We start from the raw sequence: 21,605 nt of genomic DNA on the forward strand, positions 1-21,605 counted from the left end.
TTGTGCTGATCTGTCAAGGCCTGGCACGATGGAAGTTGAGTAGGTTGAACCAAGTCTCTGACTTGGTACTTGTTGACTTGGAGTCTCTGACTCAAATAAAAGTAAAAGCGGAGTGTTATTTAGTCCATCAGCACAGCTGAATGGACAACATGACTTGAGTCTCAAGACTCAATACTCACATCTCAAGACTAATCTAAAGTCTAAAATCTTATGTCTAAAATCTAGTGTCTAAAACAAAATTTGAGTCCATTTAGAATTGTCATATCGTTTTTTGTGCTGGCCATCATAGGCTTTGCCTTGGTGCCCAAACTTACCGTTGAGCTAAATCCGCGGGAACAGCAGCCGGTGCTCAGTATTTCCTATGGGGTGAGGGATGCTTCGCCAGATTTGGTGGAAAAGTTGGGGACAGCGCCTTTGGAGGGACTTTTTAGCCAGTTGTCCGAGCTTAAGAAAATCGAGTCGGTTTCCCGTTATAATGGCGGTTCGGTCACCTTGCGCTTTGATAAGCACACGGACATGGAATTCAAGAAGTTTGAAGTAACTTCTTTGATCAGGCAGATTTATCCATCCCTGGATAAGAAAGTCAGCTTTCCGCTGGTTTATCAGTCTGCCCAGCGAAATAATGAGCCGCCCATTCTCCAATACAGCATCAATGCGCCCTTTGCGGCCTTTGAAATCAAAAAGGTCACTGAGGATGTGCTGAAGTCTGTCCTTAATCGCTTTGAGGAGGTGGAGGAAATTCAGGTCTATGGAGCTAGGGACCTACAGCTTTTTGTGACCTACGATATACAAAAACTCCAAGCTTTTGGCATTAGCAGGGGAATGCTGAATTCAGTGCTGCGCAGTGCTTTTGGGACTAGTTTTCCCGGGATGGCCCTGAACCATCATGGGGAAGCCTTGTTTATTCAGGTGGACCGCTCCTTGGTCGAAATGGAACAGTTGGAAATGCTTAGGATTACCAACCGGGATGGGAAGGATATTTACCTCAGGGACATTGCCCAGCTGACCTTGGAGGAAGCCGAGCCCAACCGCTATTATAGGATCAATGGCAATAACTCCGTGACCATGAGTATTACCAGTAGGGAAGGGGTAAACAAAGTGGTTTTGGCACAAAAGCTGAAGAAGGCCATCAAGGAAGCAGCTGAGCTTTTGCCAACTGGGTATGATGTACGCTTGGAGCAGGATGATACCGAATACCTGTCCAAGGAGCTGAACAAAATCTATAAAAGGTCTGGGCTGTCCATCCTGATTTTGGTGGTCTTTATCTTTTTGATCAACCGGAACTGGCGTTACCTGACCGTACTGTTTTTGGGGATTCTGGTCAACCTGAGTGCTACAGGAATAATCCTCTATTCTCTGGGGACCCATCTGCACTTGTACAGCATTGCCGGCCTGACCATTTCGTTTGGCTTGATCGTGGACAATGCCATTATCATGATCGATCACCTGCACAAACATAAAAACAGAAAGGTCTTTTTGGCCCTTTTGGCCGCTTCCCTGACCACCATTGCCGCTTTGCTTATGGTATTTTTATTGCCGGAAGAAGACCAGAAAAACCTGACAGACTTTGCGGTGGTGGTAGCCGTGATGTTGGCAGTATCGCTGATGGTGGCCCTCTTGTTTACCCCGGCCATGTACCAATTGTTGTTTGGGGAAAAAGTAGGCCAGAGAAGAAGTATCCCTGTCCCCAAGTTGAGGAGAAGGGTAAGGTGGTTTAGGAGATATCAAAGGATCATTAGTTATGCAGCCCATTACCGCAAGACCTTTGTGCTGTTTTTGGTCTTGCTTTTTGGCTTGCCTATATTTTATCTGCCGGCCAAATGGGAAGGGCAGGATTGGTACAATAAGGTCATTGGCAGCACGATTTATCAAGAGGATATCAGGCCCTATGTGGACAAGGCTTTGGGTGGTTCTTTGCGGATGTTTGTTCGGGGCGTATTTGAAAAGTCGGGCTACAGGGAAGCGGCCCAGACAAGGCTATATGTCAATGTGCGCCTGCCATTTGGCAATACCCTCGATCAGATGGACTTTATCATTCGGGAGTTTGAGGAGTTTTTGGAGGGCGTGGAAGGCGTGGACAAGTTTGTCAGCAATGTATCTTCGGGGCAATATGCTTCCATTACCATTACCTTTAAGGAAGCTTATGAAAATTCAGCCTTGCCTTATCAGCTAAAGGGAAGACTGTCAGTAAAAGCAACAGATTGGAGCGGTGCAAGGTGGAGTATCTATGGAGTGGGGCAAGGTTTCAGTGCCGGCCCGGGAGGAGAAGGAATCCCATCCTTTACAGTGATGATGAAGGGCTATAATTATGATGAGCTGGCAAGGCAGTCGGAAGTACTGGCAGAAAAACTGATGAAGCACAAAAGGATCCAAGAAGTCAACACCAATGAAAAGCTGTCCTATAACGAAAGGAGCTCAGAGGAATTTGTGCTTCGCTTTGATCAGAAGAAGCTGGCGCTGCAGGGCACCAACCAATATGAGGTGATGAGGGCCTTAAATGATAGATCCAAACCCACTGGGGCAAGTCTTTATTTGAACCTAGAGGACAAGAATTATGGTGTGGTAGTGAGGGAAAAGCATGCCGAAGATTTTTCACGTTTTGATCTAGAGGAAACTACCCTGATCAGTTCTGAAGACAACATGTTTAAAGTGTCCAGTTTGGGAACATTGGTCAAGGAAACTACCACCAACTCCCTGCACAAGGAAGATCGGCAATATATCCGAAGGGTAGCCTTTGAGTATATGGGCTCAAGGAAGTTTGGCAGTGAATACTTGGATGAAGTGCTGGAAGAGATGAAAACCAGTATGCCTATTGGTTATGCTGCTGAGACCTCTTCTTATGGCTGGGGCTATGGAAAAAGCAAACGACAGTATACCCTGCTATTGGTCTTGATTGTGGCTATTTTCTTTATCTGCGGGGTATTATTTGAAAATCTCAAACAGCCTTTCTACATCATTGCCGTGATCCCTATTGCCTTTATCGGCTTGTTCCTGATCTTTTCACTATTTGATTTTTATTTTGACCAAGGGGGCTATGCGGCCTTTGTGATGCTAGGGGGATTGGCGGTAAATGCCGCGATTTTCATCGTCAATGACCTGAACAATAGAGAAAATGGATGGTATAACCGCAATGTACTGAAGTCAGTAGCAGGTAAATCCATCCCTATCTTATTGACGGTTCTTTCCACCTGCTTTGGATTGATTCCATTTATTATGGAAGGGCAAAACGAGATTTTCTGGTTTTCGCTGGCCATTGGCACCATTGGGGGACTGGTGTTCAGTATGCTAGGGGTATTTGTGGCCTTGCCGGTATTTTTGTGGAGGAAGGAGGAGAGTATGAAGTATCAAGTACGAGGTACAAAGTAGGAAGTACGTAGAGTAAAGATTTTATCACAAAGGACCCTATGGAAGCTCAAAGGCCACAAAGATTGAATTTTTTAAAAAAAATAGAGACCTCTGTGAAAACTCAGTGCCCTCTGTGCTTCTAATTTTTTTATCAAGAGAGTAGAGGAAAGAATAAAGTATGGAGTGTAAAGTAGTAAGCCTGTCGACTGTACAGTAGTAATTATCTTGACTCAAAGCCCGAAGGGCTTAAACATACCTAATGGTGAAGCATCATAAGATTTCGCGACCCTGAAGGGGTCGAATAAAATACGCATAGGGAAGTGCTATGGGGGAAATATGGAATATGAACTCGAGGTATAAAGCAGGAAGTTTGGATGGGCTTTTAGAATCATGGCATGACTTTAAGTCATGCCATGATTTGATAACTATTTCAAATGATATCTTACCAAAACACTTCCTGAATCCTGGTTGACTTGATTGGCCATTTTGGTAAAGGCATTGTCATCCTTAGATAGTTTTTCCTGATGTTTTTCATAATGTTCCATCAACGATTCAGGGGAGAAGATATTGAAGATAATATTATCCTGAAGGAACCTAGGGTTGAGGTAAGGTAGACCATTATCAATATCGTTGATGAACCTGCTGGCAGAGATGGATTTACCTGTGTTTCTGTTAAAAATTAATGTTCCACTGGCATTTTCTATATAAGAGGTGATCAAATAGTCCTCACTGGCATATAGCCTGGCATTATGATAGATATACCTTTCTCTTGTGCTGGGCTTATTTAGTAATTCGACCAAGTCATTTTCTTGCAGAAGCTTCATTGGGATTAATTTGTTCTGGAACTCCAAATGATATTTTTGGAATACTTTATTGTCTCTGAGCCAGTAGATGGAATCGGTAAATGATTTGGTAAAGAAATAATCATCCTTTACTCTTTTCAAGATATTGGATTCGCTCATAAAGGGTATTTGCCCCTCATAGGGATTGGGTAAAATGGGCGCCAGCTCGTTTGTTTTGCAGTTCCATTGGTAGAGCAAATGATTATCCAGTGCCTTGTCGTTTTTAGCTAGGCTACTTTTGATCCCTGGGTGGATATGAATGATATAATCATCGTTTTGAAGGTGTTCCAGTTTGGAAATGAGAAAAGGGATTTTAAATTCTTCTTTGAAATTACCCTCAAAATCATAGCGGATAAGCTTGGTTCCTGAGAGAATGTCCAAGGTCTTTGATGAATTATTGATGCATGCATCCTGAATGTATTGGTATTCTCCTGGCCCTCCTCCATAGTTTTCTATGGTTCCTGATAATCTAAAATACTTGTCAAGGATGGCAATTTTATAGGTATGCCCAAAATCCCCAAAGAAATAGCTTTCCCCATTAAAAAGGATTTTGTCTGTAAAGAAAAAATTGAAATTGTCAGGTAGGGGAATGTATTCAATCTCACTAATGATTTTGCTCATTTGAATTTCCCTGGAATCAGATAAGGAGATGGTGGCTATGTTTTTCTTAGAAGCAGTAGGCTTTTCACAGGAGAGGCAAATAAATAGGGACGCAATGAAAAAAGTTGATTTCATGGTTTTATTTGTTTTCGTTTAATAAATACTCCAGTTGTTGTTGGAAGTGCTTGGTGACACCTATTTGAGCAAGTCCTTGTACTTGATGTTTTTTAACCAAAAAAGGTAAAAGGTTTTTGTTGTCGAGCGATACCGTGTCCAGCTTATTTTGCTGGAAAAAGGAACCGGAAGGATCATAAAGGACCGGAAAAGGAAAGTGGTAATTATTGAGCTCTCTCTCGATTTTTTCTTTGTCTTGACCGCTTAGATAGAAAATAAAGGCTATTTCTGAGTATTTTTCCTTTGTTTCAGCCCATTCAAAAACTTCTGAAAGTGCATGTAAGTTTAGCTTGTCTGTGTTTAAATAAACCACGACCTGATATTCATAATTAAAGTAAATGTCTGTTGAATTATCTATTGAAGGAATGATTTCAAGATTCTGAGGTAGGTCAAGCGGATTTTGTTTATGATTACAAGAGCTTATGGTAAGGATTATTATACAAAGTGAAAATATAAGATACTGTTTCATGCATCAAGGAGTTAAAGTGGTAGAGATGATAACAGGAAAGTTGAAGTCACTCTCAGGCAGAGAAAAGTTAATAGGCTGTCCTATTTGGGCTAAATAGTCTTTTAGCGAATCATGATAAGTGAGAAAGAGAAAGTGCCCCTCCTGATCTATTCCTATTGGGTAATAGAAAACAGGTGATTCCTCTTCATTTATTTTAATACTGTATTTGGTGTTTTTATCATCATCCAAGAATAAAAGTTGCTTATAGACTCCAAAAGGCCCCTGGAGCATGCATTCGATCAAGGTGTTTTGGTCGCCTTGGAAAATGGCTGTGATGTTGCCAAAACCCTTTTCATTCAGCATGGAAAAGCCTTCCATAAAATCCATATCCCAATAGGATGATGGAATAGCATAAGGGCCGAAGTCTATTGTATAAATCGGCTTTATGGAATCCCCTGCGTATTGATAGGTTTGATGGTCAAATGACTCAATAAAATTGACTTTATTACCAGAGAGAAAGAAGTTCCGCTCTGTCATGGGAAGTAGTTGTCCTGAATATTCATTTGGAAGATAAGTATCTACTATTTCACCCGTTGCTGATACTTTGACCACCCTATTTTTAATTATAGGTAGATTATATCCGCCACAGAGTAAGTACTCGTCATTTGGAAGTTTGGTGAAAGATGTAGCAACATATTCTGATTTGAATTTGATTTCAGGGCTTCCTAATGTGCTGATTTGATAAATGGTGGCCATGTCTCCCACTGTTGATAGTAGCTCCAATTTTCCATCAGTGCCTATATGGAAATCATCCAAGGACGGAATGTTTTCAGGACCTTCGCCTTCTTCAATGGCCATTTTGACATAGTTACCCGCTTGGTCGAAAACATGAAGGCTTTTACGTTTGCTTTCCTCATCCATGATATATAAATGGGATCCGGATTTTCTGATTCTTAATCTATTTCCCATCAAGTTCTCCGAATTGGTTTCCAAAGGAATGGCATCAATGATTTCAAGACTAGTCGTCTGAAGTTTTTTGGTGTTTTCCAGTGAGATTATGTTTCCAGCGTTCTGCTTAGAGGATGGCGAACTGCAGGAAAGAGAAAGACAAATAACTGTTAAAAATAAGTAGACGCTTTTCATATTAGTTGTTATCTGATTCGGTAATTTGGTAAATGCCATATTGGATAAAATCCTCTTCCTCATCTGGGTTGATCAATCGGATCAAGAGACGGTTTCCCGGTAAGGCCATGGCTATTTTTCCATAAGGAATGGATAGGTCTTTGCTCAGCTGCTTATGTTCGTCCAGTAGGATGATTTTGTGATAGTTCGGATCCTTGAAGTGGTGGTAGTTAGGATCCTCCGCTTTGTTTTTTTCGTAAATCCCAAGGGAAATATCCTTTACATATTCCAGTGCCATCAATTCACCATCCAATTTGAACAGATTACGATTGAAGGCTGACAGGGTGATTCTTCCATTGGAGGGCATATTGTCAAGGGAGATAGATTGGCTCTCAAGGACTTTAAACTCATCGTGGTTGATTTTTACCCTTGATATTACTTCGCCCGTATTGATATCTAAAACAGTGATTTCATTGTCCAAAGAAGTGGTCAAATACAGCTTAGGATTGTTTTTTCCTTGCAAAGTGTATATGGGAGAGTAAACATCATTAATGGATGGGTCAAGGGACTTATATAGAGCCCTTTCTGCTACAGGTGCAATTTCATAGGAGTTACTTTCCTGTTCATTGGAAATCTCGATAAGGTTGGTGCTTCTAAAATCTCTTTTTCCCATATATTTGCTTACTCCTGAAGGATTGGAAATAAAATAAAGGGAGGAAGGGTCATTGTTTTTGTAGAAATGGGCAAAAGGTCTCAAGCTGCTATAGAGGTGTATTTTTACACTGGATTTATAGGGTTGTCGTTTTTGCAAAACTAACTTTTGATCATAAAGCAATAGCTCTGTAGCCGTTAATGCCCATATATCCCCGTTTTCTGAAAAACCAAGACAATTTAAGGACGTGGTGTATTTGTCAGGGGCATCGCCTTGCATGTTTTTGCTGATGAGAATTTCTCCTTTCTCATTCAGGATAGCGATTTCAGTTCCTTCGCTGCGTTTATGAATATAACCGAGATAAAGGCCATCCTTTGGGTAGTGGTCTATGATCTCCACTGGCCAGAGTGAGTTGATCTGAAATTCATCTACTTTTTCTAAGGAATATTGTGCGAGAGTATTCCTTGTGAAAAATATACCTAATAATAGAAGAAAAGAAATAAGCTGAGATTTCGATAGAAACTTGAGATTATCCATAGAAATGGTGTTTTAGTAAATAGCTTTGATTAGGAAATGTTATTCGGAGAAGAATGGTCAATTGTCATCCTTCAACCCCACTTTATAAATCGTGAAATAATCTTTTTCCACTTCTGGATCAGGTTTTTCCTGCATCCAAATTTGACCGTCGCGCACCAGCATGCTATTTGCCCTCAAATCTTTGGGAATAAAATCATTTAGTCTATTGCCCAAAGTATCAAAGACAGCAATATGATTGGAATACTTTTTAGCCATCCTTTCCCTAAAAAGTTTTGCTTCCTCTGGCGTTTTATTGCTCTCACTTGTTTCCCTGTCCTGGGCGTCATAACCAGGGAAATAGGCCACTAAAAATTGATCATCAATTTTTTTAATATTATAGATTCTGCCTGTTGTCAAAAATAGCCCTACAAAGTCAGCAGTGGATTTTAGGTCGCCTCCCTTGAAGTAACGATAATTGGGCAATTCAATGGGGATAGAAGAAATCAATGTATAAGGAGGCTTGGCCTCAAATTCATAAATCACAGGTTCAATCCCAAATACGATATAAATTCTATCGTCGGTTGAGGTATACGCAGGAGCCCAAGAATCCCTGAAAAAATGCTTGCCATTCCTAAAAAGACTTCCTTCGGGAAAGGAAATAAAGGGCTCTTTTTCCCCTTTCTCTGGGTCAAGCCAATTCATCAAAGTCATTTCTTTGTAGCTTTCCAAACTGGTATAGTCCACTTTTCCGGAGCCTTGATTGTAATAGATATATCTGTTTCCCAATTTTTCCATTCCAAAGCCCATGGTTTTATTGGAGAAATTATAATACTCAAAATCTTTATGCTTTACCTTGGATAGCAAATTTCCCGCAAAATCGTACCTCAAAAATCCATTATAACCATATGCCAAAAAAGAACTGTCGGAGTCAATCCTCAAGGGAGACATTAATCCTCCATAACCATCGGGTATATCTCCCAATTTTGAAAATGATGCATGGATATTTCCATCAAAATCTGCTACTTGAATTTCTTCTGAATTGGGGCTGTCATCGGTAAATATGATAGTTTCAGTCTTGGGGTCAATATCATGAATTACAGGAAGGCCTAGAAGGTGGATTTGTACGCTATCGAGAATTTCGAGTCTTATTGTACTCGCTTTTTTTATCTCGCCAAGTTGGCTTGATTTTTTCTCTTGGGTTTCGCAGGAAAGGAAAGCTGGAAAGACTAAAAGAAAGATGTAAAAAGGCTTTAGCATGGTCCTAGGGCTTATTGGTTAAAAATTAGTTTTAACTTTTCATAAAGGAGGCTATCATTAAAAGGAGTCCCTGAATTGTTTTTTATGTTCTGAAAGTCTCAGTATTGGGGAATTAGAAGTTTTATACAAAATTTATTAAAGTTCAAAAACCGCCACATTGGGATCTTCATCTTTAGTGATAGCATAAATTTTCATCTCTTTTTCATCCATTGAAAAGCTTAGTATGGGATAATCTAAGAGATAATTATTTAGGAAATTCCCCTCATAATCAAATTGAAATATTTTTGAATGAGAGTCGGGAACAGATTCTCTTGAATTTGTTTTGCCGATATACAAGACGAAAAAACTGTCTTTGGCTAAGTATAACTGGCTGTAATGCATAGTAGAAGGTTGATGAAAGACCGGATAGGTTTCTGTTGTCCATTGACGAAGTTCAAATGAGGGATCTTCGCCTAAAGGCCCTTCTATATATAAAATCTTGCCCGTTTCGAGCTCAAAGATTTCCACAAAGTCTTTTAGTATACCAGAAATCCCCACATATTTCTTGTCCAAAGAGCTACTAAGTTTGCCTTGGCAGATATGGGAAACAGAGAAGGGATTGAGTCCCTTTTTATCGATCATGTTTTTCCAAGAGCCCAGTTTTCTTAGGGTGTCTCCTTCAAAATTTATTTCTGCCAGTTTATCCCAAATATTTGCTGTCTTAACGATAAATGAGCTTTGTGAAGTAAGAGTCATTTCAGTGACCAGATTTAGGTTGGTAGGGGCTTTTATTTGAGTGGTAGCCAGTTTGCTGCTATCATCATCATTTATATTGAATTTATTGATTGTTCTGCAGTTGGAATCATAGTTCCAGAATTCTCCAGTTTTGAAACCGGCTTCCAAGCTAGATGATGTTATTATTTCTCCTGGACCAAGTCCCTTTTTTCCCATTGTTTTAAGAAAGGTCCTTTTTTCCAGGTTATACAAATAGAAAACGTCAGATTCTTGTTGGCTATTTTCAGCGATAATAAGATGATTGTCCAAGTATAAGATATGTCTTGGATTTAAGAATTCTTGGAAGGATAGCTTTAGGCCTGTTAGTTTTTTCGGTGCAGGGATATCTTTTGCTGTAAAATTTATTTTTTTTCTTTGGTTGTAAGTGGAGGTTTCCTGTTTTTGGCTACAGTTTATTGTTAATAGGAAAAAGGAAAAGATTATAAAGTATCGCATATTTAAAAGTAATGTTGATATAATAATAGTGTAAACTACAAAAATAGTTTTAAAACTAAAATTTAATTAATGTATTTTTGGTACTACTTATGTTTGGGATGTGGACTGGATGGTCATTGAGGATAAAAGGACATTAAAAAGGAAATCAAATCATGGTAAGGAATTCATTACTGATAGCTATTGGTGTGGCTGTATTATTAGTTGGCTGTGGGAAAAAGGAAAAGCAAATACTGCAAGGGCCGACAGCTGATCTAGAATTGGAACTCGTGGATTCTTTGGTGGTAGATGAGCTGGAACCCTTATTGATGGATGATCATCTGGCGAGTTTGGGCTATTTTATGCTGAGAAACAATCAAAGTCGACAGCCTTTATTGGTAGATGAAAATGGGACTGTGATAAAGGAATATGATATTCTTAACGACAGCCCCAATGGAATTGGAAGCTATGGGGTTGGATATAGATTGTTGAACGATACTGCTTGGGTGGCCCAAAATCTAATGACCGGTTATTATGTTTTTGACTATCAAGGAAACAAGAAGAAAAGTTTGCCTGCAGTGACCGAAGGTATATTCTCCATTACCATAAATGCGACAAGAACTACCTTTCATCCCTACAGTAAAAATGGTGAGTTGTATGTTCTTGGAGAGGAAAGAAATGCCTATAACCATAAGGAGGTCAATGCAGAAAAACTAGGTGCAGGTTTTTACAGCCAAGCGAAAACAGTTTTTAACTATAATATTGAAGATGTAGAGAGTGAGCTAATTACTACCTATCCTGAGGAATGGGAACCTAGGAAGTCTGGCCGATATGTGGGAGAGGCTTCTCCTCTGGTGACCATTAACAGGAAGAATAAAGAAATGGCTTTGCTGCCATCTGCAGGGAATCAGCTTTTTATATATGATTATTCTGGAGAAGAACCGATTTTAAAAGATAGTGTCAAACTGAGTCATCGTTTCAGGCCTGATTTAGCTCCAGATATAGATCTTGATGCTGAGCGTTGGTTGGATGATTATCCCTTTTTTACAGACCTAAGGGTTTTGGATGATGGATATTTGGTGGGCTTTTATACCAGGATACCTAAGGAGATATTGAAGGAATTACGAGCCAAAAGTGAGCAGTACTATCAGTTGCCAGAATTTAAGGAGGCCTCTGAACAGTATGCCAAGCCATATTATATGGTTATTAAGGATGGCAAGCAAGTAGGGGTGATCAATGAGCTGCCAGTTCATGGCGGCATCAACTTTTCGGACGAAGAAGGATTTATCTATGTTAATGACAATCTTGACCCGGAAGTGGAGCGGGATTATAATGTTTTTTATAAGCTGAAGGTGAAATAAGTATCAAGTAGCTAGTATTAAGTACAAAGTATTTGCTCAGAGGCTAGACATTAGATGATAGACTTATAGAAAGTTGAGCAAAGGTCTCTCTCTGAATTAGCTGATAATAATAGCAGAAGATTGTGGCTCTATATTTAATAATGTGACTAAACCTTAATAAGGGATACCTTCTTAGCAAGCCTGTCGCAGGCGACCTCAATTATATTTGCAAATCCGCCTTACAGATATTGAGCGTTAAGAAATTAAAGAAGTGGGTAAGCAATAAGGCAGGCTTGCCTGCCTGTCCGGCTAGGCAGGTCTGAAGAAGTGCTGAACAAAGAGGTTGCAGGTAGCTATGCAGGAGGAGTTTGCCTGCATGAGGGAGGGCTTTAATTTTAACTCAATAGATGTATACCTGTGCGCTGTGGCGTAGCGGCGGGGTTTCCTCCTTAGGCGGACAGGTTTAGGTTACTTTTTTCACCTGTAGGAAAAAAGTAACAAATCAGATGAGGTAAGGATCACACTGAAATTTGGCAAACAAAGTAAAAGTTGCCCACAGTAAATCATATAGAACCAAGGTTTTTTCTTATAGCCAGAGCCTCCAAAAGCAGATAATTGATAGGGTGACTTGGATATATTGGGAAAGAAATGAGTGTTGCCTTTTATTGTATTAATGTGATTTTTAGGTTTGTTTTAAACCCCGTATTTTAAATAATTATGTGTATTTATTGTTTTTAGGTTTGTTTATTGATCTTTTTTTAAATTTTTTTCATTTTATGCCTTTTGTGAAAAATGTAATTTATTTGGTGTTTTTTGAACTGGACTATTGTTTGAATTGCCTGCAAACGGTTTCGGCTTTTCAATATTAAATAATTATCACTGAATTTCGAATATTGTCAAATTGTTAATAAAAATTATTTTTTGTTGCGGTATTTGCAATTTTGAATCCTGTTTTTTACGTTTGAATTACAATCACGTGATTAAGTAATTAATAGTACCTGCCCAAAATAATTAGCCTCAGAAAAATCCGGCGCCCAAGGGACAGTCGGGAGGTTTGACAAGTGTTAGTTATAACCCTTAAAATTTTGAAACCATGAGATTAATTATTGCAACTTTAGTAGCAGTGTGCATTTCAGGAAATGCATTTGCTTATTCAGCAGGTCAAAAAGACCTAGAGAAAGAAAAAGACAAAAAATCAACGGTGGTCCTTGAGAAAGTTGGGGACAAAAAAGTTCAGCTAAAGTATTTATCGGAACCTACTGGTAAAATATTGGTGAGAATCAAGAATGATAGAAATACTTTGGTATTTAAGGAAATCATCAGTACCGATAAGGAGTTCAAAAAGAGTTATGACCTATCTGCCTTAGCTGAGGGAAATTATGAGTTTGAAGTGTTTACCAAAGAAGAAGGTACCATTGATAACTTTGAAGTGTCATTAGGTAGAGAAAAAGCAGCTGGTTCTAATTACTTCACCAAAGTAAAAGTCATAGACAATGAAAATGTGGCTCTATTGGTGAAAACCCAGGGGGAAAGTAAGAAGACTATACGCATCCTTGATAAAGGGCATGTGGTATTTGAAGATTCTTTTGAAGGGAATAAATACGGGAAATTATTCAAACTTAAAAAAGTAGAATCACTTAAAGACCTTGTATTCGAAGTAAGAGGTGAAAATGGTGATGGCAAATACCTGTCTGCTCTTTAATAGAATTGAACCAACATAATATGGAGACCATCTGCCTAGGCGGATGGTCTTTTTTGTTGCTACCCAAGTGTGCTTTCTTGGTGATGAAAACATCTTTATATACTGGGCTATTGTTGGTGAATTAATAGGAAAGGGTTTTGATTTTAATGATGCTATTGTACATGATTTTGAATCAAAATGTCCCGCAACCGTTTTCGGTATTATTCCAATTAATATTGTGATAATGTTAAATCATATATTTTTTAAATAAATTTAATTTTTTTGTAGTTTATTTTTTCAAATTAAAATTTTGAATTACTTGTGTTGTCTGTTTTTGCTTTTCATTTTTTATAAAATGTTATATGATTAGTTTTTTGGCTTAATTGTTATTAAATCGTTAAAACTATATTGTTTTGATTGAATATTTTGCAATAGAATTATTGGTTTGTACCTTTGTAAGGTGATCGGAGATCATAACAAGCCCACCCAAAATAGTTAGCCTCTAGAAATGGCCCGAGGCCTAGTGGTCTCGAGCTGGAAAATTTAAGAAAATATAAAGCATCAAATAAAATTTCTAAAATCATGAGATTAATTATTGCATCAATCTTAGCATTAGGTATTTCAGTAAGTACATTTGCTAAATCCGATTTGGACGACAAAGTTGTTAAAATCGAAAAAATTGCTGACAAAAAAGTTGAGGTGAAATTCCTAGCGGTACCAAACAGCAAGGTTTTGGTAAGAATCAAAGATGAAAACAGTTCAGTAGTATATAAAGACATTATTTCAAGTGAGAAGTTTTTCGCTAAAAAATATGATCTTACAGCACTAGCTGAAGGAGATTATAAAATCGAAGTGTTTACTCCTGAGCAAGGAACACTACAAAACATGGATGTATTTGTAGGAGCGAAAAAAGAGCAGGTTGATTATTTCACCAAAGTAAAAGTATTAGGTGATGATAATGTAGCCGTTTTGGTTAAATCAACTGATGATGCCAAAAAAACAGTAAGGATTTTTGATAACGGAAATGTGATCTTTGAATCGTCTTTCGAAGGAAACAAGTTCGGAAAGGTCTTTAAGTTTGAAAAAGTAACTTCTATTGACAACTTGGTTTTTGAAGTAAGTAGTGAAAATGGTCAGGGTAAATATTTCTCTGCACTTTAATAAGTATATTGTTAGTGAAAAGGCGCTTTGAAATCTCAAAGCGCCTTTTTTTATTTAATTTTTTGAGATATAAAGCGCCTTTTCCAAATTGCCCATCATGGTAAGGTAAATATTCCTATTGCCATCCATATTGTTCGGTTCAATTTCAACCACGCCATTATTATTTCCATCAACAGCTAAGCTAAGGTCAGTGTTTTCAAGTAGTAGGTTGAGGTCAAAGTTGATGTACACTTCTTGGTTGCCTTCTATTTTAAGGCTTCCTCCATTGGCTGCAGCAGTAAGTATTTCTTCTGTATCAGTATAAATATTCAATAACTGTCCATTTACATTTCCTTGGATATTGATGGTTTTTTCAAACATTTCATCACTTTCAAGCAAAGCCTCATCCTGTTGGAATTGCAAAGTTATTCCAGAATAATTTCCTGCGTCTAAACTAATGCTGCCGAGTGTTTCACTTTGTGGCAGCGCACTTTGGATCAGGTTGAGGCTATAGCTCATCGATTCTTCTACAGGTAACTGGATATTTCCAGAGGCACTTGAGCTTCCAATGATAGAAAGGTTGCCAAAGGAAAAATCTGCACTGGTAATACTTGCTCCAGAAATGAGCCCATTGTTTTCTTCTGAGTTGTTTTCTGCCACTGCTCTGGCTTTTACTGTTACATTGGCTCTGGGCATTTCATCTGTATCGTCATTGTTACAGGAGGATAAAAATCCTAGGCTTCCCAGAGTTAAAAGCCCCATTATTAAAGTATTCCTTTTCATAATAAATAGTTGGTTTAGTTCTATCTGCATTAGCCAATGTCCATGCCATAAAATTAGTTTTAGTTATTGGGTCGGGGATTTAGGTTTTTATAACTAGCTATTGTCGAAAATCCTTTTGGCGAAAAGGGATATAGATTGTACCCATCTTGCTGCTTAAAATTGCTGGGTCAAGAAGGAATCTTCAGCCACGGGTTGGTATTGTTTTGTGTCGGAATAGTACAGTTTATTGTCCGAAATAGAACAATTTTGACTAAATGATATCCTATACCTTTATTTTTTTATTGAGTAATAATAAAAAAATATATTTTTTTCTAACTCCCTTAGACAATAAGTCCGTAGCTAGTCGAAAGTAGAAAATAGCCAAAAACTGTATCGGATGCGATCATATTAGCGGACACCTATATCAGTACGATACAACTTTCTGAGAATTGGGACTGTGCCAAAGGAGCCGATATTGAAATTTTTTAACAATTGCTTCATTTTGAAAAATTAAAAAATGCCAAATAATAGATGGTGAATTTGGTGTGGTACATAATTGGCAATAATGGAGGTACAATCACAAAAAATAAAACATTCAATTAATTAATATACACCATCATGAAAGCATTATTAACCTCCGTATTCGTATTAGGATTAATTTTTATCGCACAGGCTTCTGTTGATCCAAATCCTTCTACAAAAGAAAGTCTAATGGCCGTGACAAGCGTTGAAGCTAATGACGAAAAGGTCAAAATCAGTTTTAAGGAACCTGTAGGTAAAGTAACCATTTCCATCTTAGATGAAGAAAATAAAATCTTGGCGCATAATAAGTACAATGCCAAGACCCCGATGAAAATCCCATATGATCTAACGGATCTGCCAGAAGGAAATTATTCAGTAAAAATCAAGACCAAGGATGAAGTCGCTATCTATAATGTAGAGACTGAAGAGAAAAAAGTGGTTTTTGAAATGCCCATAGTGGCCTTTGGTAAAGTAGTGGACAATCATACCATCAACCTAATGGTGTTGGGGATAGAGGAAGAAGGAACTCAAGTGGATATTTTTGATGAGGGCAACCATAAAATTGCCAGTGACATAGTGAAAGTTAAAGATGGATTTGAGAGAGATTATAGAATTACCAACAGGGAAGTTGAAGGACTATATGTAAGAATCAAGGATGCCCAAGGGAGAAAGAAATACATTTATTTCTAATCCCACCAAGTAGCATAGGTTTGGGCTGAAGGCTGTCCGTTAAGGGCAGCCTTTTTTAGTATTTAAGGAGTTTTTCCAACTTTTCTTTAAACCTGTCCTTGGGCAGGAAGTTATTTTCTAGATTGGCGGCAAAGGGTACTGGGCTATCCAGGCTAGCTTCTCGCATCACTGGAGCATCGAGTTCTTCAAAGCAATGCTCGCTTATCCAAGCTGCAATTTCTGCTCCAATTCCCCCAGTTAAACAATCTTCATGAAGAATGATGACCTTATTGGTTTTTCTCACCGTGGTAGCAACTGCAGCCTTGTCCCATGGTAATAAGGTGCATAGGTCAAGGATGTCCGCTTTTATGCCAGTTTCTTGGGTGGCCTCTTTTGCCCAATGAACTCCCATCCCATAGGTGATAATGCTAAGCTGTTCTCCTTCACTCACCAAATGGGCTTTGCCAATTTCAAGATTGTAATAGTCATCAGGTATTTCTTCGCTTATAGATCTATAAAGCCCTTTATGCTCAAAAAATAGGCATGGGTTAGGGTCTTCAATAGCTGAAGCCAACAAGCCTTTGGCCTGATAAGGGGAGGATGGATAAATGATTTTAAGCCCTGGGGTATGAAAAAACCAAGCTTCATTAGACTGAGAGTGAAAAGGCCCTGCACCAACTCCGGCGCCAGTTGGCAGACGGATGACCACATCTGCATTTTGCCCCCAACGGTAATGTAGTTTCGCCAAATTGTTGACAATTTGGTTAAAGCCACAGCTGACAAAATCTGCAAACTGCATTTCTACCACAGATTTATAACCGGCAACGGACAGCCCCAGTGCTGTGCCAATTATGGCGCTTTCACAGAGCGGGGTATTGCGTACCCTTTCAGGACCAAATTTCTCTATAAATCCATCAGTGACTTTGAATACCCCTCCATAAGTTCCAATGTCCTGTCCCATGAGGATTAATTCAGGATGGCGTTGCATGCATTTTCTCAGCCCATCTTGAACCGCATCAACCAATCTTTTTTCAGAGGTTTTGTTGGATGTAGCTTCGATTAATATTGGATCATAAGGGGCATAAATATCCTCCAGCTCCCTTACTGTATTTGCTTCAGGCGGAGAACTGGCAAAAGCCTTTTCAAGGCCTGTTTCGATTTTTTCCTGGATATCTTGGTGGATTTCCTGCTTTCTACTTTTATTCAGAATGCCTTCTGAAACCAAGAATTCCTCAAAGTTTTTGATAGGGTCTTTTTTGGCACCTTCCTCAAAATAGCCCTGGGGGACATATTTTGTCCCTGAAGCCTCTTCATGGCCACGCATCCTATAAGTGCATGCCTCTACGATAAAGGGTCTCGGGTTCTCCCTGATATCTTTTGCTATTTCTGAAAGGCAGTGGTAAAGTTCCAGGATATTGTTCCCATCCACCTTGACTGCTTCCATACCGTAGCCAGGTCCCTTATCTATAAACTGTTCGCATCTGAACTGTTCATGGCTTGGAGTGGAAAGCCCATAGCCATTATTTTCAATTAGAAAAATTACTGGTAATTGCCATACTGCGGCTATGTTCAGGGCTTCATGAAAGTCTCCTTCTGAGCTGGCACCATCACCGGTGAAAACCAAAGTGGCTTTTTTTTCTTTTTTCAGTTTATGAGAAAGGGCTATTCCATCTGCTAAAGCCATCTGAGGCCCCAAATGGGAGATCATTCCTACTATATGGTGCTCTATTGAGCCAAAGTGGAAGGATCGATCTCTGCCCTTGGTATAGCCAGTGATTTTGCCTTGGAATTGGGCGAATAGCCTGTCCAAGGGAATGCCCCTGCCTGTAAATACACCTAAATTCCTATGCATAGGGAGCAAGAACTCATCAGGTTCCATGGCCATTACAGCAGCCGTAGAAATTGCTTCCTGACCCCATCCGCTAAACCACTTGCTGATTTTTCCTTGACGTAAAAGAATCAACATTTTTTCTTCGATCTTCCTAGGTACCAAAAGTGCTTGATAAAAAGACGCTAACACTTCATCACTCAGGCTTTTGCGATCAAAAAACATCAAGGAATTGGTTTTATTCATGGTATATTGAAATATAATCAAAGCAAATTACAGTAAGTTATATTGAAAACAAAGAATTAGATTAGGCCAAGAAAAATGAGTTCTATAGGGGTTGATAAAATTTTCAGAACTTCTAATTGGTCAAATCAGTTTAAAGAGTATGTCGGAAATTTTAATTAAAAATATGGTTTGTCCTCGCTGTATCATGGCGGTAGAAAAGATTTTTAAGGACCAGGGTGTTGCTGTTGACAAGGTCGAATTAGGGAAGGTGAGCGTTCAGTCTCCTCTTGATAAAGAAATAGAGAAAAGCCTTGAAAAAGCATTACATGGGATGGGGTTTGAACTATTGAAGGGAAAACAAATCCAGACGGTTGAACGGATAAAGAATGCCTTGCATGCGATGATGCAGGAGGAGGAGCTTAGTACAGATTTAAATATTTCAGCTTATATCAATTCGATTATCCCAGAAGATTATAGTAGCCTAAGTCATTTGTTCAGTACTACTGAGGGTATAACCATAGAGAAATATTTTATCCATCTTAAGATAGAAAAGACCAAGGAATTGCTCTGTTACCAAGAGTTGCAATTGAGTGAAATTGCTTGGCGTTTAGGGTATAGCAGTGTCCAGCACCTGTCGAGCCAGTTTAAAAAAGTGGTGGGCATGACTCCTTCAGCCTATAAAAAATTGAAAGACAAACCTCGAGAAAGCTTGGACCAATTGAAATAAAAAGAGCGATGAATTTCATCGCTCTTTTTATTTTTTAGAACAGCCTTAAACCAAGTGATAAGATCAGCTGGTTTTGTCTTTGGTCCGTTTCCAGTCCAGCAATGCTTTCTGCTTGTTTGCTCAACGAACCTTCGTATTTTAAGTCGATGATCATATTGGCAATATCCAATCCAATACCTGCCTGATATCCAACGGTGGATTTCTTATAATCAGGAACGGGGTCGGATTCAAGCTCCTCAGAAAACTTGGAGTTAAGCAAAAAGCTGCCAACTGGCCCACCTTGTATTCTAAATAGATTTCCCAATTTAAAACCTAAGATAACAGGGACATCCAACCTGTTGAAGCTAGCTTCAAAACTTTGCTCATCAGGGCCGTTTGTCTTGGTGATTTCTCCACCTGTATTTACATACAAGACCTCTGGTTGTAGATACAGGGATCTTCCACCCATCCTGGCAAAGGCACCGATATGGTAGCCCAACTTGCTGCTACCACTTTTGTACTCACCATTGTTTACGCTGATGTTTCCTTGGGATATGCCTAGTTTTGGGCCTATGGAAAAGTCCTGGGCCTTCAACTGGGTAGACAATGCAAGAAAAGAAAATGCAAAAAGGGCCAATAATTTTTTCATCACTTAATATTTATCCGTTGAAATCTAAAATATGCTTTCTCCTAAACTTCAAATACCTTGCCAGAGCAAGGTGTTTGAAGTTTAGTGAAGATATTATTACATGTTTTTGATTGCTTCGGTATATTTTTTTAGTTCTTGCTTTACCTTGGGGAATAAGAAGAACAATCCAATCATATTCGGGAATACCAGGGCCAAGATCATGGCATCAGAGAATTTAACTACGGCATTTAAGGTGGTAGAAGCTCCAATTACAATAAATGCCAGGAATATGATTTTATAACTAAGGTCAGCAGCCTTACTTCTTCCAAAAAGGAATTTCCAAGATTGAAGTCCATAATATGACCAGGAGATCATGGTCGAAAAAGCAAACATAATGATGGCTACTGTCAACACATAGGAGAAGTGAGGAATCACAGTGTCATAGGCCATTGTAGTAAGCTCTACACCACCAACTGATGCTCCTCCATCTTTAAGGATTACATTTCCGCTGCCATCACCTCCATAATTGAATATGCTTTCTACATTGCCAAGACCACCGTCAATATTGAAAAAGATGATAACCAATGCAGTCATCGTACATACGATTACAGTGTCAATAAGTGGTTCCAAAAGAGCAACTACACCCTCACTTGCAGGGAATTTGGTTTTCACAGCAGAGTGGGCGATTGCAGCAGATCCAGCACCCGCCTCATTGGAAAAGGCCGCTCTCTGGAAACCTACAATAAGGACACCTACCATACCGCCAAGTCCTGCCATGGGGCTGAAAGCACCTTCAATGATCAATCCAAATGCATCGTCTATATAATCATAATGCGCCCCTAAAATAATCAAGGAAGCCAATACATAAACACCAGCCATGAATGGAACGATTTTCTCAGTAATAGTGGCAATTCTTTTGATTCCTCCGATGATTACTACTGCAACCAACATGGCAAGTACAATACCGATCCAAAAACCATTGGTTTGGAAGTTGATGCCTAACAGGTTTGAAAGTTGGGAGGCTGCTTGGTTGGATTGGAAGGCATTTCCACCCCCAAATGAAGCTCCCACACAAAGCACTGCAAATAGTCCTCCTAGAAATTGTCCCAAGCGCCCTTTTTTAAGATCATGTCCTAGTCCACGGGATAGATAGTACATTGGGCCACCATATACTACTCCATCCTTGTCTACATCCCTGTATTTCACACCAAGGGTACATTCGACGAATTTGGTGCTCATCCCTAAAATACCACAGATGATCATCCAGAAAGTAGCTCCCGGTCCACCGATGGCAATGGCCACTGCAACACCTGCAATATTACCAAGACCGACGGTTCCTGATACAGCTGTAGCTAGGGCCTGAAAGTGACTTACCTCTCCTCCCTTAGAGTCATCCACCATAATTTCCCCAGTTTCAGGGTCTTTATAGTTTTTCTCCATATCATCATATTTTCCCTTAACGGTATTGATGGCCAAAGGCATTTTGGTAATGCCAGGAACTGCAAAGTAAATGGTGAAAAATGTTGCACCACAAACCAATAAAATCAAAACGATCGGAATATTATAGTCACCTATGGTGATAGGGTAAAGAACGAGGCTCTCCCAAGCATCCGCTACAGGTTGAAATGATTGGTCGATTCTTTGTCCAAAACTTAAGTCTTCCGTAGGTGAAGTTTCCTGTGCGTATAGGGAAATGGGTAGTAGAAAAATTAAGAAGGATAGAAGTTTTCTATACATAATGTGTTTAAGTTTGATTTGTATATTTGAGTCTTATAAACTTTAGGATAAATTCTGTTTTTAGTTTATATCTCCCAATCCAATCTCCCTTAAATACTGATTTTTCATCCGCCGGACTTGGTGTTCCGGTTTATGATAAGGAGGTATTCGGTTTAAGAATACCATCCCTATAGCCATATGAGCTAAATAAATTAAGGATGTGATTCATGATTATGAGGGATAAAAT

At 39.1% G+C, this 21,605-nt stretch carries 16 protein-coding genes; 6 read left to right on the forward strand and 10 right to left on the reverse strand.

The features are described from left to right. Window positions 1-240 precede the first annotated feature (240 nt). Entirely contained in the window at window positions 241-3,366 is a 3,126-nt protein-coding gene (locus KMW37_RS13335) for an efflux RND transporter permease subunit (protein ID WP_215225128.1), read from the forward strand. A gap of 404 nt (window positions 3,367-3,770) precedes the next feature. Here KMW37_RS13335 and KMW37_RS13340 read toward each other — a convergent pair whose 3' ends face one another. The 6 genes from KMW37_RS13340 to KMW37_RS13365 all read right to left on the reverse strand — a co-directional run bounded on the left by KMW37_RS13340 (window position 3,771) and on the right by KMW37_RS13365 (window position 10,165). Continuing rightward, window positions 3,771-4,922, reverse strand: coding sequence for a 6-bladed beta-propeller (locus KMW37_RS13340; protein WP_215225129.1), 1,152 nt, complete (start codon window positions 4,920-4,922; stop codon window positions 3,771-3,773). Between the two features lie 4 nt (window positions 4,923-4,926). After that, window positions 4,927-5,430, reverse strand: a complete 504-nt coding sequence (locus tag KMW37_RS13345; protein WP_215225130.1) for a hypothetical protein — start codon at window positions 5,428-5,430, stop codon at window positions 4,927-4,929. 3 nt (window positions 5,431-5,433) lie between these two features. Then, window positions 5,434-6,552: a 6-bladed beta-propeller gene (locus KMW37_RS13350; protein WP_215225131.1), complete on the reverse strand. Its 1,119-nt coding sequence runs from the start codon at window positions 6,550-6,552 to the stop codon at window positions 5,434-5,436. A 1-nt stretch (window position 6,553) separates the two neighbouring features. After that, window positions 6,554-7,720, reverse strand: coding sequence for a hypothetical protein (locus tag KMW37_RS13355; RefSeq protein WP_215225132.1), 1,167 nt, complete (start codon window positions 7,718-7,720; stop codon window positions 6,554-6,556). Between the two features lie 57 nt (window positions 7,721-7,777). After that, window positions 7,778-8,956 carry a hypothetical protein gene (locus tag KMW37_RS13360; RefSeq protein WP_246581486.1) on the reverse strand — a complete coding sequence of 393 codons (1,179 nt, stop codon included), beginning with the start codon at window positions 8,954-8,956 and terminating at the stop codon, window positions 7,778-7,780. A gap of 135 nt (window positions 8,957-9,091) precedes the next feature. Next, entirely contained in the window at window positions 9,092-10,165 is a 1,074-nt protein-coding gene (locus tag KMW37_RS13365; RefSeq protein WP_215225133.1) for a BF3164 family lipoprotein, read from the reverse strand. A gap of 152 nt (window positions 10,166-10,317) precedes the next feature. Here KMW37_RS13365 and KMW37_RS13370 point away from each other — a divergent pair, with 152 nt between their 5' ends. The 3 genes from KMW37_RS13370 to KMW37_RS13380 all read left to right on the forward strand — a co-directional run bounded on the left by KMW37_RS13370 (window position 10,318) and on the right by KMW37_RS13380 (window position 14,323). After that, entirely contained in the window at window positions 10,318-11,502 is a 1,185-nt protein-coding gene (locus KMW37_RS13370; RefSeq protein ID WP_215225134.1) for a hypothetical protein, read from the forward strand. Between the two features lie 1,072 nt (window positions 11,503-12,574). After that, window positions 12,575-13,183 carry a hypothetical protein gene (locus KMW37_RS13375; RefSeq protein WP_215225135.1) on the forward strand — a complete coding sequence of 203 codons (609 nt, stop codon included), beginning with the start codon at window positions 12,575-12,577 and terminating at the stop codon, window positions 13,181-13,183. 561 nt (window positions 13,184-13,744) lie between these two features. Further along, window positions 13,745-14,323 (forward strand): DUF3244 domain-containing protein, encoded by a 579-nt coding sequence (locus KMW37_RS13380; RefSeq protein ID WP_215225136.1) that lies wholly within the window; start codon window positions 13,745-13,747, stop codon window positions 14,321-14,323. Between the two features lie 54 nt (window positions 14,324-14,377). Here the strand turns inward: KMW37_RS13380 and KMW37_RS13385 are convergent, their stop codons facing one another. After that, entirely contained in the window at window positions 14,378-15,085 is a 708-nt protein-coding gene (locus KMW37_RS13385) for a hypothetical protein (protein WP_215225137.1), read from the reverse strand. Window positions 15,086-15,682: 597 nt separating this feature from the next. On the opposite strand from KMW37_RS13385, the gene KMW37_RS13390 reads away from it, so the two are divergent. Further along, on the forward strand, window positions 15,683-16,276 hold the full coding sequence (locus KMW37_RS13390) for a DUF3244 domain-containing protein (RefSeq protein WP_215225138.1): 594 nt from the start codon (window positions 15,683-15,685) through the stop codon (window positions 16,274-16,276). A gap of 55 nt (window positions 16,277-16,331) precedes the next feature. On the opposite strand, the gene KMW37_RS13395 is transcribed toward KMW37_RS13390, so the two are convergent. After that, a complete protein-coding gene (locus KMW37_RS13395; protein WP_246581487.1) occupies window positions 16,332-18,329 on the reverse strand; it encodes an alpha-ketoacid dehydrogenase subunit alpha/beta in 1,998 nt (665 codons plus the stop codon). A 139-nt stretch (window positions 18,330-18,468) separates the two neighbouring features. Between KMW37_RS13395 and KMW37_RS13400 the strand changes: the two genes are divergently transcribed. Then, entirely contained in the window at window positions 18,469-19,035 is a 567-nt protein-coding gene (locus KMW37_RS13400) for a helix-turn-helix domain-containing protein (RefSeq protein WP_215225139.1), read from the forward strand. Window positions 19,036-19,069: 34 nt separating this feature from the next. Here the strand turns inward: KMW37_RS13400 and KMW37_RS13405 are convergent, their stop codons facing one another. Continuing rightward, complete coding sequence (locus KMW37_RS13405; RefSeq protein ID WP_215225140.1) at window positions 19,070-19,663, reverse strand: porin family protein; 594 nt, start codon at window positions 19,661-19,663, stop codon at window positions 19,070-19,072. Window positions 19,664-19,759: 96 nt separating this feature from the next. Further along, the gene (locus KMW37_RS13410) at window positions 19,760-21,379 is read right to left on the reverse strand and encodes an alanine/glycine:cation symporter family protein (protein ID WP_215225141.1); all 1,620 of its coding nucleotides are present in this window, start codon (window positions 21,377-21,379) and stop codon (window positions 19,760-19,762) included. Between the last annotated feature and the right edge of the window lie 226 nt (window positions 21,380-21,605).

Origin of the sequence: Echinicola shivajiensis, assembly GCF_018642165.1 — a bacterium.
Classification (GTDB): Bacteria; Bacteroidota; Bacteroidia; order Cytophagales; family Cyclobacteriaceae; genus Echinicola; species Echinicola shivajiensis.

Bases quoted from the DNA above. Each gene is read 5' to 3' on its own strand.
- KMW37_RS13370 (WP_215225134.1), top strand. From the start codon at position 10,318: ATGGTAAGGAATTCATTACTGATAGCTATTGGTGTGGCTGTATTATTA.
- KMW37_RS13345 (WP_215225130.1), bottom strand. From the start codon at position 5,430: ATGAAACAGTATCTTATATTTTCACTTTGTATAATAATCCTTACCATA.
- KMW37_RS13410 (WP_215225141.1), bottom strand. From the start codon at position 21,379: ATGTATAGAAAACTTCTATCCTTCTTAATTTTTCTACTACCCATTTCC.
- KMW37_RS13385 (WP_215225137.1), bottom strand. From the start codon at position 15,085: ATGAAAAGGAATACTTTAATAATGGGGCTTTTAACTCTGGGAAGCCTA.
- KMW37_RS13375 (WP_215225135.1), top strand. From the start codon at position 12,575: ATGAGATTAATTATTGCAACTTTAGTAGCAGTGTGCATTTCAGGAAAT.
- KMW37_RS13340 (WP_215225129.1), bottom strand. From the start codon at position 4,922: ATGAAATCAACTTTTTTCATTGCGTCCCTATTTATTTGCCTCTCCTGT.
- KMW37_RS13355 (WP_215225132.1), bottom strand. From the start codon at position 7,720: ATGGATAATCTCAAGTTTCTATCGAAATCTCAGCTTATTTCTTTTCTT.
- KMW37_RS13400 (WP_215225139.1), top strand. From the start codon at position 18,469: ATGTCGGAAATTTTAATTAAAAATATGGTTTGTCCTCGCTGTATCATG.
- KMW37_RS13395 (WP_246581487.1), bottom strand. From the start codon at position 18,329: ATGAATAAAACCAATTCCTTGATGTTTTTTGATCGCAAAAGCCTGAGT.
- KMW37_RS13350 (WP_215225131.1), bottom strand. From the start codon at position 6,552: ATGAAAAGCGTCTACTTATTTTTAACAGTTATTTGTCTTTCTCTTTCC.
- KMW37_RS13360 (WP_246581486.1), bottom strand. From the start codon at position 8,956: ATGCTAAAGCCTTTTTACATCTTTCTTTTAGTCTTTCCAGCTTTCCTT.
- KMW37_RS13380 (WP_215225136.1), top strand. From the start codon at position 13,745: ATGAGATTAATTATTGCATCAATCTTAGCATTAGGTATTTCAGTAAGT.
- KMW37_RS13390 (WP_215225138.1), top strand. From the start codon at position 15,683: ATGAAAGCATTATTAACCTCCGTATTCGTATTAGGATTAATTTTTATC.
- KMW37_RS13365 (WP_215225133.1), bottom strand. From the start codon at position 10,165: ATGCGATACTTTATAATCTTTTCCTTTTTCCTATTAACAATAAACTGT.
- KMW37_RS13405 (WP_215225140.1), bottom strand. From the start codon at position 19,663: ATGAAAAAATTATTGGCCCTTTTTGCATTTTCTTTTCTTGCATTGTCT.